General features: G+C 46.5%; 10 protein-coding genes and 1 riboswitch. Of the genes, 7 read left to right on the top strand and 3 right to left on the bottom strand.

Annotated elements, in window-relative coordinates; genetic code table 11:
* Positions 1–226: 226 nt before the first annotated feature.
* Positions 227–356, bottom strand: a riboswitch (glycine riboswitch).
* A gap of 447 nt (positions 357–803) precedes the next feature.
* From KO533_RS19730 to napB, 6 genes are all read left to right on the top strand, one after another.
* Entirely contained in the window at positions 804–1,478 is a 675-nt protein-coding gene (locus tag KO533_RS19730; protein ID WP_105251511.1) for an ABC transporter ATP-binding protein, read from the top strand.
* Complete coding sequence (locus tag KO533_RS19725; RefSeq protein WP_219255790.1) at positions 1,468–4,077, top strand: FtsX-like permease family protein; 2,610 nt, start codon at positions 1,468–1,470, stop codon at positions 4,075–4,077. The genes KO533_RS19730 and KO533_RS19725 overlap by 11 nt, the downstream gene beginning before the upstream one ends.
* Positions 4,077–5,300, top strand: coding sequence for a lipocalin-like domain-containing protein (locus KO533_RS19720; RefSeq protein WP_219255788.1), 1,224 nt, complete (start codon positions 4,077–4,079; stop codon positions 5,298–5,300). Before KO533_RS19725 ends, KO533_RS19720 begins: the two co-directional genes overlap by 1 nt.
* A 439-nt stretch (positions 5,301–5,739) precedes the next feature.
* On the top strand, positions 5,740–6,009 hold the full coding sequence (locus KO533_RS19715; RefSeq protein ID WP_071940060.1) for a chaperone NapD: 270 nt from the start codon (positions 5,740–5,742) through the stop codon (positions 6,007–6,009).
* Positions 6,006–8,501 (top strand): nitrate reductase catalytic subunit NapA, encoded by a 2,496-nt coding sequence (gene napA, locus KO533_RS19710; RefSeq protein ID WP_219255786.1) that lies wholly within the window; start codon positions 6,006–6,008, stop codon positions 8,499–8,501. The genes KO533_RS19715 and napA overlap by 4 nt, the downstream gene beginning before the upstream one ends.
* Positions 8,498–8,929 (top strand): nitrate reductase cytochrome c-type subunit NapB, encoded by a 432-nt coding sequence (gene napB / locus KO533_RS19705; RefSeq protein ID WP_219255784.1) that lies wholly within the window; start codon positions 8,498–8,500, stop codon positions 8,927–8,929. The genes napA and napB overlap by 4 nt, the downstream gene beginning before the upstream one ends.
* A 268-nt stretch (positions 8,930–9,197) precedes the next feature.
* Here the strand turns inward: napB and KO533_RS19700 are convergent, their stop codons facing one another.
* The gene (locus KO533_RS19700) at positions 9,198–9,350 is read right to left on the bottom strand and encodes a hypothetical protein (RefSeq protein WP_081729124.1); all 153 of its coding nucleotides are present in this window, start codon (positions 9,348–9,350) and stop codon (positions 9,198–9,200) included.
* A gap of 93 nt (positions 9,351–9,443) precedes the next feature.
* On the opposite strand from KO533_RS19700, the gene KO533_RS19695 reads away from it, so the two are divergent.
* Complete coding sequence (locus KO533_RS19695) at positions 9,444–10,331, top strand: LysR family transcriptional regulator (RefSeq protein WP_219255782.1); 888 nt, start codon at positions 9,444–9,446, stop codon at positions 10,329–10,331.
* 172 nt (positions 10,332–10,503) lie between these two features.
* Here KO533_RS19695 and fusA read toward each other — a convergent pair whose 3' ends face one another.
* A complete protein-coding gene (gene fusA, locus KO533_RS19690; protein WP_105251504.1) occupies positions 10,504–12,597 on the bottom strand; it encodes an elongation factor G in 2,094 nt (697 codons plus the stop codon).
* 440 nt (positions 12,598–13,037) lie between these two features.
* Positions 13,038–14,492 (bottom strand): diguanylate cyclase, encoded by a 1,455-nt coding sequence (locus tag KO533_RS19685; protein ID WP_173246758.1) that lies wholly within the window; start codon positions 14,490–14,492, stop codon positions 13,038–13,040.
* Positions 14,493–15,219: the final 727 nt, after the last annotated feature.

Here is a 15,219-nt window from a genome sequence, read left to right as displayed (position 1 = left end):
AAAATTAATAAACGGAGGAGGAAAAGAAATGGCTGTGACGCGCCGCAGTCGGACGCTATAGCGAGCTATTTTGACCTAATCTCGGCCGAGAATCGCCTAAGCTGAACGCTAAAAGCGTAGCAAGCGAGAGCTCTACACGAGTGCTTTCAATAAGAGCAAAAGTGCTCCATCTCAAGCAAAAGAGTAAAAATAGCCCACGACGACAAACGACAGGGACTGTGCAGTCATCCTCTCCTCTGTCCTTTTGCCTGAGCGTTTCGCGTCGCAGGGTATACAATAACACCACGACACTTTCGCCTTCGGCGCCACCTGATTGCACAATGAGTGCAACTGGTAGTCTCTCCAGAGGCTCGTCCAGTAACAGTCCACGCCTATCGGCACCTGAAAGAGTGCTTTGTTTTTATAAGAAGACTCGCTTCTGTAAAACCAAAGTTGCCTCGTCGGTGTGGGGTCTATTCCCCACTCTCCTGCTACCTTCATCCGAACGGATTGCTAGATTGAGATTTACTCCCAAGCTAACAGGACGCACAGAATGCAACAAATGCGGCGTCAGCTCAAGCCGTTTGCTCACAGTTCGCGGAGGATTTAATCCAGTTGACTATTTTTACACCAAATGACGATTTATGTTTTGTTACTCAGTGGATGATCCTATTACAAGAAAAATCAGTATCTATCTGAATAGAAAATGCTTTATCTTGAACATAGAATGGCAATGCTAAATTGCGGCCACTAAGTAAGTTGCCGCCGCAGTTTGAAACACTGCTTACCACACCCGCCGCCAATGGATATAAAGGAGTTGCTCAATGGCCGACGTCGCTAAGCTTAACCAAGTCACCAAAGGCTTTCGTGATGGTGAGCAATATCATCAAGTACTGCAAGCGGTTAATCTACAGATCCACAGAGGTGAAACCGTGGCGCTTACAGGTCCCAGCGGCAGCGGCAAAAGCACCTTACTCAACCTGATCGCCGGTTTTGAAATGCCAGACTCGGGTGAAATCTTGCTAGAACAAGCATCCACCTCAACTTGGCAAGATAAAGAGTGGAGCCGTTTCAGACGTAATTCCTTAGGTGTCGTGTTTCAGCAATTTAACTTACTCACGCCACTCAACGTGAAAGACAATATCGCCTTCTCCTTAAGTTTAACCGCGCAGCCATGGTCGCCTTGGTGTGACTATCTGGTTGAAAAACTTGGGCTGATGCCATTACTTCATCGGCAAGTTGAAGCCCTGTCAGGCGGTCAACAACAGCGCGTCGCCATCGCCCGCGCCTTAGCCCATAAGCCAACCTTATTGTTAGCCGACGAACCCACGGGTAACTTAGATGATGTATCGGGTAAGCAAGTCATGGCATTACTGTGTGAACTGGCACGGGAAAGCCAAACCAGTATCTTAATGGTCACCCACAGCGAAGAGTGCGCCGCCTTTATGCAAAAACGTTGGCACTTATCCCAAGGTGCAGTCGCTATCTATGAACAATAAACTGCTCACTAAGGCGACTCCCTCGGGGCTTAGGCTGACGTGGCTCAGCCTAAAGGTTTTTATCGCCCATTATCGCCATGCGCCCATACAAGCAGGTGCCATTCTGCTCGGTATCGCCTTAGCTGTGACTCTGCTCATTGGAGTCAAGGCAACCAACGACAATGCCGTGCGCAGCTATAGCGAGGCGACTGAGTTACTGAGTCAACGCGCCGATGTGCTACTCACGCCGCCCCTTGGACAAAACACTTTAGATGAATCCGTCTATTTCGCCTTGAGACGAGCCGGATTAAGTCAGAGTCTCGCTATCGTAAGTGGTAAAATCTCCGGTAAAAACGGTCAGTTCTGGCAACTGGAAGGCAGCGATTTAGTCGCCGCATTGACACTACAAAAATCGAAACGTAACACCTCGACTGGCACACAATTAGCCACCTCGCCACAGATGAATGACTTACCGCTTGCCGATCTCCTCAACGGCGCAGCCACAGTAATCATGAGCCGCAGCCTAGCTGCCAAAGTGGCGCCCAACGGTAAACTTGTTTTAGAAAATAGCACCTTAGATGTCATTGCAATTGATGACAGTTTTGGTCTTGGCAGCGCCATATTGGCCGATATGTCCCTCGCCCAGCGATTACTAAACATGCAAGGCCGACTGAGCTATATCGCCATGTTCAGTGAGCGAGAAAACCTACCTAAACTAAAATCCCAACTCGACGCTTTAGGGATTACGCCCCAAAAGGCCAGCTTTAGCCAACAGGATCAAGGCCAAGCACTGATAGCATTGACCCGCAGTTTTCACCTTAATCTTAATGCTATGAGCATGTTAGCCTTTGTTGTCGGCCTCTTTATCGCCTACAACGGTGTGCGCTACAGCCTAATGAAACGGCAAAAATTGTTAGTACAGTTATTACAACAGGGAATTGAGCGCCGCGCCTTGATGACGGCACTGATGTTCGAATTAATTTTGTTAGTTGTCATAGGCTCAAGTCTGGGCTTTATCAGTGGTTTGCAACTCAGCCACTGGCTGCAACCTATGGTCGCCATGACCTTAGAGCAAATGTATGGCGCCCACTTGCTCCCCGGTATTTGGCAATGGACTTGGCTTTTTGAGGCAATTATCCTCACCTTAATTGCCGCGCTCGCCGCTTGCTTGCCCTTGTATTTAGATCTTACGCGCCAAGCATTGGCACAAGGGGCGAATCGCTATCAGCAAATGCAGGCACACCGCAAAAACCATAGCATTCAATTTGCCTTAGCCTGTGGCTTATTGACCTTAGCGGCTCTGCTGTTTCCCTTCAGCCAAAGCTATAACATCAGCTTAGTGTTGCTCGGTATCGTCGCTATCGCTATTCCCTTATTGTTACCGCAATTATTGCATTGGGGCGTCAGTGCGTTAATGCCCTTGGCACGTCCTGGATTATGGCAATATCTGCTCGCCGAAACCCGTGAGCTTATTGCACCGCTTTCCCTTGCTATGATGGCTATCTTACTGGCACTCAGTGCCAATGTGTCGATGAACACCCTCGTTGGAAGCTTCGAACAAACCCTGCGAACTTGGCTAGAAACTCGCTTGCATGCTGATCTCTATATCCGCCCACCGAGCCAGCGTATCGACACGATTCAAACCCAATTGATACACGATCCTAGAGTCAGCGGTCTTTATCAGCAGTGGCAGATTGAAGCCCAGCTTTCACTCCCAGCATCGACGGATAATTCGAGCGAGTTGACGATTCCAATTAGCCTACTCAGCCGCGATGAATTTTCGACTCGGCACACCAGTGCGCTTAAGGAAAGCCTGCCCACATTGTGGCAATCCTACTTTAATGCACCCGTTGTATTGGTGAGCGAACCTCTTGCCATCAAATACCAATTACAGCTTGGTGATACTGTGTCATTGGATGTGCTCGAGAAAACAGGTAACAGCAAAGCCATTATTGGCGGCATTTATTATGACCACGGCAATACCCGAAACGAGGTCATTATCAGCCAGCCACTTTGGCACCGGGCCCAGTTACCTGTACTGCCGGTGAGTTTAGCGGCGAGTTTTCACGGTAAAGAGCAAGGCAGTAGGATAAGCGAAGCAGAACTGGATCAACTACAAGTCCAACTGGCGACTGAGTTAGGTTTATCCCAAGCGCAAATCTACAGCCAAACTAAGATTAAAACCCAAGCTATCGCTATGTTTAAACGCACTTTTTCCATTACCTTAGTGCTGAATAGTTTAACCTTGATTGTCGCTGCGATCGGCCTCTTTAGTGCCTGCTTAATGTTGACTCAGGCAAGGCAAGCGCCACTGGCACGGCTGTATTCCCTCGGCGTCAGTCGTAATGCTCTGCGCGGTATGGTGTTTATGCAAATGCTGATTGTGGTGCTGATCACTTGCCTGCTCGCTATGCCAACGGGCGCGCTGCTAGGTTACCTGCTTATTAATAAGATCACCTTGCAAGCCTTTGGCTGGACGATAAAAATGATTTGGGATTGGCAAGCTTACGGCCATGCAATACTGATTGCCTTAACCACCTGCACCTTAGCCGTACTTTTACCGCTGTATTGGCAAACCCGCAAACCACTGGTCGCCAGTCTGCAACAGGAGACACTGTGATGAAAACACTCAATCTAAACAGTATTGTATGGGCAGTAGTTGGGTTAATGCTGATCGGCGGCTGCGATAAAACGCCATCGACGCAAAACACTCAGTCCAAATCCATGGCCAATGTGGTGGGGAAAACCTCTACTAATCAAGATGATTTAGCTTTTACGCCTGTTGTTCCCGGCTATAGATTTGAATTTCCGCGGGATCACTTGGCGCACAATGGCTTTCGCCAGGAATGGTGGTATCTAACCGCGAATTTGACCACAGAAAAAGGTGAGCAACTCGGCGCTCAGTGGACGCAGTTTAGGGTCGCCCTTAACCCCCCTGCTCCGCAAGAAACAACTCTGCAAGCAACAGATCCACAAACAGCAGCTCCGCAAGCAACTGATGCAACACCCAAAAGTGAATCCACGTGGGAGACTCAGCAGCTTTATTTAGCCCACAGTGCATTAACCTCGAGTAATGCTCACTTGGCCCACGAAAAGTGGTCACGCCGCCATAGCGAGTTTGCCGAGGTGAAATTAGATCCTTATCAAATCCGCCTCGATAACTGGCACTGGCAGAGCGAAACCAATGCACTCTTCCCCGCGACCTTAACGGTGGAGAATCCTGATTTTAGCTATCGACTTCAGCTTAACAGCCAAGCACCATTACAATACCAAGGCGCTAACGGCTATAGCCTTAAAAGTCGCGATGGCCAAGTAGCCTCTTACTATTACAGCCAACCCTTTATTGAAATTTCAGGTGAAATCAACCGCAATGGCAAAGTGGAGCAAGTCACAGGCCAAGGTTGGCTCGACAGGGAATGGAGCTCGCAATTTCTCACTAAAACGCAACAGGGATGGGATTGGTTCGCGCTCAGGTTAAATGATGGCTCGACGCTGATGTTGTTTCAGTTACGGGATCAGTCGCCAGCAGAGAACACAAAGAATACGCCTATCTCAGCATTTTATAGCGCCAGAAGAATGTTTGCCGATGGCACTGGGCGCAACATTAATTCCACTGACAATCCCAATGACATTCAGATGACGCCTCTTAAATGGCAACACACAGTCAATGGCGACTATCCCGTTAGCTGGCAAGTCAAAATCCCCAGCGAAAATATCGATCTCACTATCACCCCGCTCAATCCCAATAGCGCTATGCCATTATCAACGCCCTACTGGGAAGGCCCAGTGCATCTCTCTGGCAGCCATACAGGTACGGGTTATATGGAGCTAACGGGCTATTAACGTCTTATATATACTAAACAATGTGAATATAACTAATTATTCCTAAATATGTTCTATCGCAGGATTTTGCAAGCATGCACGTCAGCTATTGCTCTTACTCAGAAATTTTATAAACACCTGTAATTGGTAAAAAAGTATAGGATTCCTATCTACACACTTGTGCTTCCGTTAATGTTCACGGGTTCCAGATATACACAATAGTATTCTCCATAAATGTACTCCTCACTATGTCCTAGTGAGGACAGTGCTAAGCGCTTAAATATCAAACTGGGAGTTAGATCACTCGCAAAACTTTGATCCGGATCGACTATCGCTTTCAATACCTCTTGTGAGGTATACCCACATTTTTTATCAGGTCTAGACTCGCCAGTATCAGCACTCGGTTACCCTCCTTTTTAATCTTAAGTAACCGAGTTTACGCTACTACAGGTCATCCAATATGAGTCAGGAATACCACGTCACCAGCCTTGTGGTGCATGCCACGCCTAAAACCTTACAGCAGGTTGAAGCCAATATCCGCGCATTAGTGGGTACTGATATTCATGCAATTACACCCGAAGGAAAATTGGTCGTTACCCTAGAAGGGAGTAGCCAAAGAGCGATTCTTGACAATATTGAAGCCATCAATGCCCTGTCCGGCGTGTTATCTGCCAGCTTGATTTACCACCAAGTAGAACCCTTAGTACAAGAGAGTGAGGAAATATTATGAGCATAAGCCGCCGCGAGTTTCTCAAGGCCAACGCAGCGGTTGCCGCTGCGACGGCCGTTGGCGTCACACTTCCCATTAAGATGGTCGAAGCCGCCGAACAAGCTGACAGTATCAAGTGGGATAAAGCTCCCTGCCGTTTCTGCGGTGTGGGGTGTAGCGTATTAGTGGGCACCCAAGCGGGCAAAGTGGTCGCCACTAAGGGCGATCCTGAAAGTCCAGTCAACCGTGGCCTTAACTGTATTAAAGGTTATTTCCTATCAAAAATCATGTACGGCAAGGACAGATTAACCACGCCATTGCTGCGGATGAAAGACGGCAAATACCATAAAGAAGGTGAGTTCACCCCAGTCAGCTGGGATGTGGCCTTCGATACTATGGCCGCGAAATGGAAACACAGTCTCGCCACCAAAGGCCCAACGTCGGTAGGTATGTTTGGCTCTGGTCAATGGACTATTTGGGAAGGTTATGCCGCCTCTAAACTTCATAAAGCAGGCTTCCTTACCAACAATATAGATCCTAATGCGCGCCACTGCATGGCCTCAGCCGTAGGCGGCTTTATGCGCACCTTCGGTATCGATGAGCCCATGGGTTGTTATGACGATTTAGAAGCCGCCGATCAGTTTGTGCTCTGGGGCGCAAACATGGCGGAGATGCACCCAATTCTGTGGGCACGAATTTCCGATAGACGTTTAAGCAGTCCAACGTGCCGAGTGCATGTGCTGTCGACCTTTGAGAACCGCAGCTTCGATTTAGCCGATAACCCTATGGTGTTCCGCCCACAGTCGGACTTAGTGATCCTCAACTTTATCGCCAATTACATTATTGAAAATAAAGCAGTTAATACCGACTTTGTTAGCAAACACACTAAGTTTGCCTTAGGCGTTGACGATATCGGCTATGGCCTGCGTCCAGATCATCCATTAGAGAAAAAAGCTAAAAATCCAGGCAATGGTAAATCCACGCCCATTAGCTTTGACGAGTATGCCAAGTTTGTCAGCACTTATACGCTGGAATATGCCGCCAAGATGAGTGGCGTCGAGCCAGAGAAGCTGGAGATTTTAGCCAAAGCCTATGCCGACCCTAACGTTAAAGTCATGAGTCTGTGGACCATGGGCATTAACCAACACGTTCGCGGCGTGTGGGCGAACAACATGCTTTACAACATCCATTTGCTCACGGGCAAAATTGCCACACCGGGTAACAGTCCTTTCTCATTAACAGGTCAACCTTCGGCTTGCGGGACTGCCCGTGAAGTCGGTACTTTCGCCCACCGTTTACCCGCCGATATGGAAGTCACTAACGACAAGCACCGCGCCATTACCGAAAAGCTATGGCAAGTGCCTGAAGGGACCATTCCCGCCAAACCTGGCTACCATGCCGTACTCCAGAGCCGTATGCTCAAAGATGGCAAGCTCAACTGCTACTGGACCATGTGCACCAATAATATGCAGGCAGGCCCCAACATCAACGATGAAATCTATCCAGGTTTCCGTAATCCAGAAAACTTTATCGTAGTTTCAGATCCCTACCCAACCATCACAGCTATGGCGGCAGATTTAATTTTGCCAACGGCAATGTGGGTTGAAAAAGAAGGAGCTTACGGCAATGCCGAGCGCCGTACTCATATGTGGCATCAGCAAGTAAAAGCCCCAGAAGGCGCAACCTCAGATCTGTGGCAACTAGTCGAATTTTCGAAACGATTCAAAGTCTCCGAAGTTTGGCCAGCCGAACTGATAGCCAAACAACCGGAATACGCGGATAAAACCTTATATGAAGTGCTATTTGCCAATGGCGTGATCGACAAGTTCCCAACTTCCGATTGCAAAGCCGAATTAAACGATGAGAGCGAACACTTCGGTTTCTACCTGCAAAAAGGCATTTTCGAAGAATATGCAGCTTTCGGTCGTGGCCATGGCCATGATTTAGCCGACTTTGACCGTTACCACGAAACCCGCGGCCTACGCTGGCCAGTCGTTAATGGCAAAGAAACTCTGCGTCGTTTCGTTGAGGGGAGCGATCCTTATGTCAAAGCGGGTGAAGGCTTTAAATTCTATGGCAAGCCAGATGGCAAAGCGGTGATTTTCGCCCTACCCTATGAGCCCGCCGCCGAAGAGCCGAATGAAGAATACGATTTGTGGATGTCGACTGGCCGCGTGCTGGAACATTGGCACACCGGCTCGATGACAGCCCGCGTACCCGAGCTTTACCGTGCCTACCCCGACGCGCAGATTTTTATGCATCCAGAAGATGCGAAAGCTCGCGGCGTACAACGTGGTGACGAAGTCATAGTGGCCTCACCGCGCGGTGAAGTGAAAACCCGAGTTGAAACCAAAGGCCGTAACAAACCGCCACGCGGCGTAGTATTTATGCCTTTCTTCGATGCGCGCCAGTTAGTCAACAAACTGATATTGGATGCGACCGATCCCCTGTCAAAAGAAACTGACTTTAAAAAATGCCCAGTGAAAGTCTTCAAGGCGGAGAATAACCAATGAGAAAAATACTCACCTTAACTGCGTTACTCGTCGCCATTACCGGCTGTTCAGGTCAGCAAACCGACACCAACGTAGCACCAGTTAATATTCAATCCCTCGCAGGAAACATGGCGATCACAGACACTCGCCCAGCCGATGCCATGGCGATTTATCCCAGTCGCGGCACCGCCATTGAGCGCAGTTTTAGCGAGCAACCACCGCTCATCCCACATAAGGACGATTACAAGATCACCTTAGATAAAAATGGCTGTTTAAGCTGCCATAGTTGGGACAAGGCAAAACGCATGAAAGCCACGCCAGTAGCTAAGTCCCACGTGATTGATGATAAAGGCACAGTGAACGGGCATAACTATTTCTGTACTCAATGCCATGTCGCTCAGGCCGAAAACAAGCAACCACTCGTCGAGAATCAGTTCTCCGGCAAGTAAATCTCCATCCCCTGCAAAGCCAAGCCACCCGAATTGATTAGGGTGGCTTTTTTGCTATTTAAGCATCCAATTCTAATGAGTTAGCTTAGAGCCAGTAATGAGTATTCAAGTAAACATAAGACTAAACGTCTATCGCTGGTTCAGCGTCCGTTGCTGAACAGTACTTTCACCAAGGAAGGGATTGAGCAGAAGTTAAAAAGGCAAAGTGAGAATCGAGGGAAATGAAAATAAGAGCAGAATCTAAAACACAGAAAAGTAAAAACCCAGCCTAGGCTGGGTTTACTTGTTGTTTTGCTTTATGCAAATCACCCGCTGGAGCCGTTTTAGTTACTTGCGCCGCTTTAGCGTTTTGCACATCTTTTGCCACAGGCATAGCCGCCTGCCACAAAGCACCTACCCACAGACTTGAACTTGATTTCATCGGTATTCCCCTGTTTTGTTAACAAGGTCAAAGTAATACTTAGGCTATCATTAGTAAAATGAATAAATTCCATAATATGGATTCCATTTGAGCATGAACATCCCAATCAAGACCTTACAGTGTTTTCTGACCTTAGTGGAAACTGAAAACTTTACCCGCGCCGCGCAGAAATGTTTTATCACCCAGCCGACACTAAGCAAAATAATCCAGAGACTTGAAGAAAGCCTTGGTGAAACCTTGCTGATCCGGAATAACCAAAAGGTTGAGTTAACTCAAGCTGGTCAGCTCTTTGAGCACAGTGCACGGGAAATCCTCGGCCAATGGCATAGACTGCAAGAGGACATGAGTAACCTTAGCGGTCTCAAATCGGGGCGGTTGCGACTGGGTGTATGTCCTATGATGAGTAGTCTTATTATTGGTTTGCTCACTAGCTATCGTAAGCGTTATCCGGGAGTTGAACTACACATGTATGAGTACGGTGGATTCGGCTGCGAACAAGCATTGCTCAATAACAGTCTCGATATCGCCTTTACCGCGCTACCCACGACCCATGAGACAGAACTCGTCAACCAACCCCTGACTAAGTACCCTTTACTCGCATGCCTGCCCGAGGGACATCCCCTAGCCGAGAAAGACCACTTAAAATGGCAGGACTTCCAGCCCTATCCTTTTATCCTCTATAACGAAGACTTCTCCCTCGCTAAACTGATTAATCGCATCAGTCGCAAAGCAGGTGTTCAACTCAATATAGCCTTTCGCAGCGGCCAGTGGGATTTCCTTGCCGCCATGGTCGAAGCCGATATGGGCGTCGCTATTTTACCTGAGCCTATCTGCAATCGATTAAGCACCAGTAAACTGGTCTTTAAACCTATGCAGCCCGCAATGACATGGGATCTGGCGCTTATTTGGCGCCAAAGTTTACCTTTAACACCGGCGGCCAAGGCCTTGCTCGAATTGAGTAAACAAAAAACTGAACGCTGAGAAAATAAAGCGAGAACTGACATTTTTTAAACAACGGGATACGGACTTTAAACAAAGAGATACGAAACTTCGTCAGCCGTATCGGGTGATTACAGTTGGATCTCTCCCATAAAAAAACCGCTGCGAGCCTAGGGGCCGACAGCGGTTTTTATTAGCTAAGGTAAGTTAAGAATTACTTCTTAGCTTCAGCAGCCTTACGTTCTTTAACTTGAGCAACAACTTTCTCAGCTACGCTAGCTGGACATTGGCTGTAGTGTGAGAACTCCATAGAGAACTGACCACGACCAGAAGTCATTGTACGTAAAGTACCGATATAACCGAACATTTCTGATAACGGTACGTCAGCTTTAACGCGAACACCTGTCACACCAGCAACTTGGTCTTTGATCATGCCGCGACGACGGTTTAAGTCACCGATCACATCACCCACGTTGTCATCTGGGCTGAACACGTCAACTTTCATGATTGGCTCAAGAAGTTGTGGTTTAGCTTTAGCGATAGATTGACGGAAAGCGCCTTTAGCAGCGATTTCGAACGCGATTGCTGATGAGTCAACTGCGTGGAATGCACCGTCAGTTAATTCGAACTCAACGTCTAACACTGGGAAGCCAGCGATAGTACCTGTGTTCATCATGCTCGCGAAACCTTTCTCAACTGCTGGCCAGAATTCCTTCGGAACGCTACCACCAACAACTGAAGATTTGAACACGAAACCAGTGTTTGGCTCACCTGGGCGGATGATATATTCGATCTTACCGAATTGACCAGAACCACCTGATTGTTTCTTGTGAGTGTATTGATCTTCAACCATTTGAGTAATGGTTTCACGGTAAGCAACTTGTGGCTCACCTACGATCAATTCAACACCATAAGTACGCTTCAGAATGTCTACTTTGATATCTAAGTGAAGTTCGCCCATACCTTTAAGGATGGTTTCACCTGAATCTTCGTCAGTTTCTACGCGGAATGATGGATCTTCAGCGATCATCTTACCGATAGCGATACCCATTTTCTCAGAACCGCCTTTATCTTTTGGCGCTACTGCGATAGAGATAACTGGCTCTGGGAACACCATAGCTTCTAAGGTAACTGGGTGTTTCACGTCACATAAAGTGTGACCAGTTTGAACGTTCTTCATACCCACGATAGCGATAATGTCGCCAGCTTGAGCTGATTCAATTTCAATACGGTCGTCAGCGTACATTTCACACATACGGCCGATACGTTCAGTTTTGCCAGTCGCGCTGTTCAGGATGGTATCACCCTTCTTCAGACGGCCTGAGTAGATACGTACGAAAGTCAGGGCACCGAAACGGTCATCCATGATTTTGAACGCTAACGCTTTTAATGGCTCATCAGCAGAAACGATAGCGAATTCGCCAGTTTCGTTGCCTTCTTCGTCAGTCAATGGTTGTGGATCAACTTCGTCTGGTGCTGGTAAATAATCAACAACAGCATCAAGAACCAGTTGCATACCTTTGTTCTTGAACGCAGAACCACAGTATGTTGGGAAGAATGCTAGTTTGCGAGTACCAGTACGAATACAACGCTTGATGTCTTCGATAGATGGCTCTTCGCCTTCCATGTACGCTTCCATCACTGCATCGTCTTGTTCAACTGCAGTTTCGATCAGCATTTCACGGTATTCTTCAACCATGTCAACCATATCAGCAGGAACGTCTAATACTTCAAAGTTTTCTGGAATACCAGAATCATCCCACACGTATGCTTTACGAGTTAATAGGTCAACAACACCAGTGAATTCGTCTTCAACACCGATTGGCAGAACCATAACCAGTGGAGTTGCAGCTAATACGTCTTTAGTTTGCTTAACAACGCGTAAGAAGTCAGCACCCATACGGTCTAACTTGTTTACGAAGATAATACGCGCAACTTCAGATTCGTTCGCATAGCGCCAGTTAGTTTCTGATTGAGGCTCAACACCGCCTGAACCACAGAATACACCGATACCGCCATCAAGCACTTTCAGAGAACGATAAACTTCAACGGTGAAGTCAACGTGTCCTGGGGTGTCGATAACGTTGAAACGGTGATCTTTCCAGAAGCAACTTACAGCAGCGGACTGAATAGTAATACCGCGCTCAGCTTCCTGTACCATGAAGTCAGTGGTAGATTCACCATCGTGAACTTCACCGATTTTATGGATTTTACCGGTTAGCTTAAGGATACGCTCGGTGGTCGTGGTTTTACCCGCGTCAACGTGAGCGAAGATACCAATGTTTCTGTATTTGGATAATTCGGTCATGATTCAACTTTAATGAGTAGTTTAAGAAGTAGACGGAGTATGCGACAAACACCGACACACCGCACATCAGATTATTTTAGGCGCATATTGTAAATTGGAACCCTGCTCGGCGCAAATGGCTAGAGTACTTTTTCACGATAAAGTCGCGTAATAATTTAGGTAAATAGCCATAAACACGAACTAAAACAGATAAGTAAAACACTTTAGCTTATTTTTCACTCAATCAATAAAAAACCTTAAATAAACCTCATTTTAATGGGATAAAGCGATTTTCAAGGGATTTCTATCATATCGTCAGTACAAACATCAAACATTAACCTGCAAGCATGGATGCTAGAACAATCATGTTATACCTATCTCCAAAATAGAGATGACATCCGCGACTCACTTCAATCACAGTCTTTTAGCCAAATAACCACAAATCAGTCTTGAGTAAACCCTTACGTGTCGATGCACATTTGATTACGCCCTTGTGCTTTAGCACGATAAAGGGCTCGATCTGCCCGCTCAAAACACAATTGTATAGGTTCGTTTTCTGCGAGCTTAGCGACACCAAAACTACAAGTTAAGTGAACATTGTCAGTAAATTGATAATTGTTAATCCTCTGCGCAATCCGCACACACAAGCTTTCAACTAATGGCAATGATGACTGTTGGCAGAGGATAACAAATTCTTCGCCACCCCAACGTGCAACCACATCAGAATCACGCACACAGTGCTGTAATACCTGTGACACTTGCTCAAGAATGCGATCGCCGACGTTATGCCCTAGCGTGTCATTAATCTCTTTAAAGTAGTCGATATCAATCATTACAAGGCACATGCCTGCCCCAGCAGATTTATCATGCTGCTCGTTATTAATAAAAAAGCGATTAAAGTAATGTCGGTTATACAATTTAGTTAAGGGGTCGTGGGTAGATAAAAATTCGAGTTCGGCATTTGACGCTTCAAGCTGTTCGCGTAAAGTTTCCAACTGTTTATTCTTATCGGTTAATCTTCGATTATATTGACTCATAAAGTAAGTTCTCGCCCCCAACATTAGGAGCAACAGACACGTAGCGCAGATAATTTGATACACAAGCGAATAGTTAGTCTCATCTATCACAGTCACATTATTCCACTTCTGATAAATCGTGATCCGCTCTTGCTCACTCACAGTGTTTAAGGCTTTATTTATCACAGGTAACAAGGACTCTTGACCATAAGCGACCCCCATCCGTAACTCATCTTCCGGCCCGCCCCAACCCGCAATTTTTAAATGTTCAAATCCCATTTGTTGAATGTAAGCGTTAACCGAAAACATTGACCCAACAAACAGATCTGCACGTTTATCCAGAACCGACTGCAATCCCGCAGGTTCACTGGCAACAGTAAGCATCTCTATCTGAGGATAATAATGCTGAATATACTCAGCTAAACGATAACCTTTGGGCACGGCTAAAATACGCGTATTGATATTCTCCAATCCTTGCAGAAAAGGCTGTTCTTTAAGTGAAACAAGCACATTTGGTGAGCGGAAATAGACATCACTGAAGTGCAGATAAGTCTCGCGTATTAGCGTTTTATTCAACATAGGGGTTAAATCGCACTGACCACTTTGCAAAAAAGATAAAGTTTCGGTCCAAGAAGATGTCGGCACTAGCTGAAACTTAAGGGAAGAATGTGACTCAACATGACGAATATAGTCCGATGAAATCCCCAGATGCTTACCTTCTCGTATTCCTTCATAGGGCAGCCAATCAGGATCAACGCAATAACGGACTATCACAGCAGACTTGACGCTAACATCTTGATCCGCAAGTTTAGTACTAGACACCAGGAAACGATCCGCATTCACCAGTAATGGCATACACAGCAATAGCGACACTAACCTCAATAAGCCACGCAATTCCATTGAAATTTCAACCTAAAAGCTGATGCTAGATGGGGAATGTAAAAAAGTGTATACGTGAAAACCACACAATACCAATTCCCATCATTGCTTATACGAAACGCTCGTTTGTCCATTGTGTCTTAACGCCTTCGTACATCAGCAAAACTTATCTTCATAAGGTGATCAGTTGATGGGAAAGAACGTTGCTAAGTTCACTCAGTCCTAAATTCACTCAATCTGAGTTTGGTATCACATTTAAAAAAGCCAATATTTATCGCTTGCTTCATCAGCAGGACTATCCTAAATAACCCCCCTTACTCGCCATCCAAAGCCATCACAGCGCCTTTTGCAAACCGCGATTATATGCAGCTGCACCTCGCCTTAACTTCTACAGCTACGTTCTTTGGCCGCTATACCGCGATCATGATGGACTGTGCGGGGGCATCAAATAAAGATGGCAGAAGATTTTATAATCTGAGATAAAACTGCAGCCTTATTCTCCGGAACTGAATCTGATAGAACAGTTGTCGCGGATATTAATAGAATTGATATAAAGCCAAATGGTGCAAATTATTCGTATCGTGGAAGGTAAAAAAGGGATTATCGAGAGAAAAATAGGAGGAAAACTGACTAATTGAATAGACACTAGGCTGGATTTCACAAATTACAGACGCAAAAAATCCAGCTTATTCAGCTGGCTTCGTTGCATCTCAATGAGATAATTAGGCGCTTGGCGATGACCTACTCT

The sequence above is a fragment of the Shewanella sp. NKUCC05_KAH genome, assembly GCF_019345585.1.
GTDB lineage: Bacteria > Pseudomonadota > Gammaproteobacteria > Enterobacterales > Shewanellaceae > Shewanella > Shewanella oncorhynchi.
Note: the sequence above shows the minus strand (reverse complement) of the source record. Positions and strands in the feature narration are given on the sequence as shown.

Coding starts and splice junctions, on each gene's coding strand:
- napB (WP_219255784.1), top strand. CDS start 8,498: ATGAGAAAAATACTCACCTTAACTGCGTTACTCGTCGCCATTACCGGC.
- KO533_RS19730 (WP_105251511.1), top strand. CDS start 804: ATGGCCGACGTCGCTAAGCTTAACCAAGTCACCAAAGGCTTTCGTGAT.
- KO533_RS19695 (WP_219255782.1), top strand. CDS start 9,444: ATGAACATCCCAATCAAGACCTTACAGTGTTTTCTGACCTTAGTGGAA.
- KO533_RS19715 (WP_071940060.1), top strand. CDS start 5,740: ATGAGTCAGGAATACCACGTCACCAGCCTTGTGGTGCATGCCACGCCT.
- napA (WP_219255786.1), top strand. CDS start 6,006: ATGAGCATAAGCCGCCGCGAGTTTCTCAAGGCCAACGCAGCGGTTGCC.
- fusA (WP_105251504.1), bottom strand. CDS start 12,597: ATGACCGAATTATCCAAATACAGAAACATTGGTATCTTCGCTCACGTT.
- KO533_RS19700 (WP_081729124.1), bottom strand. CDS start 9,350: ATGAAATCAAGTTCAAGTCTGTGGGTAGGTGCTTTGTGGCAGGCGGCT.
- KO533_RS19685 (WP_173246758.1), bottom strand. CDS start 14,492: ATGGAATTGCGTGGCTTATTGAGGTTAGTGTCGCTATTGCTGTGTATG.
- KO533_RS19725 (WP_219255790.1), top strand. CDS start 1,468: ATGAACAATAAACTGCTCACTAAGGCGACTCCCTCGGGGCTTAGGCTG.
- KO533_RS19720 (WP_219255788.1), top strand. CDS start 4,077: ATGAAAACACTCAATCTAAACAGTATTGTATGGGCAGTAGTTGGGTTA.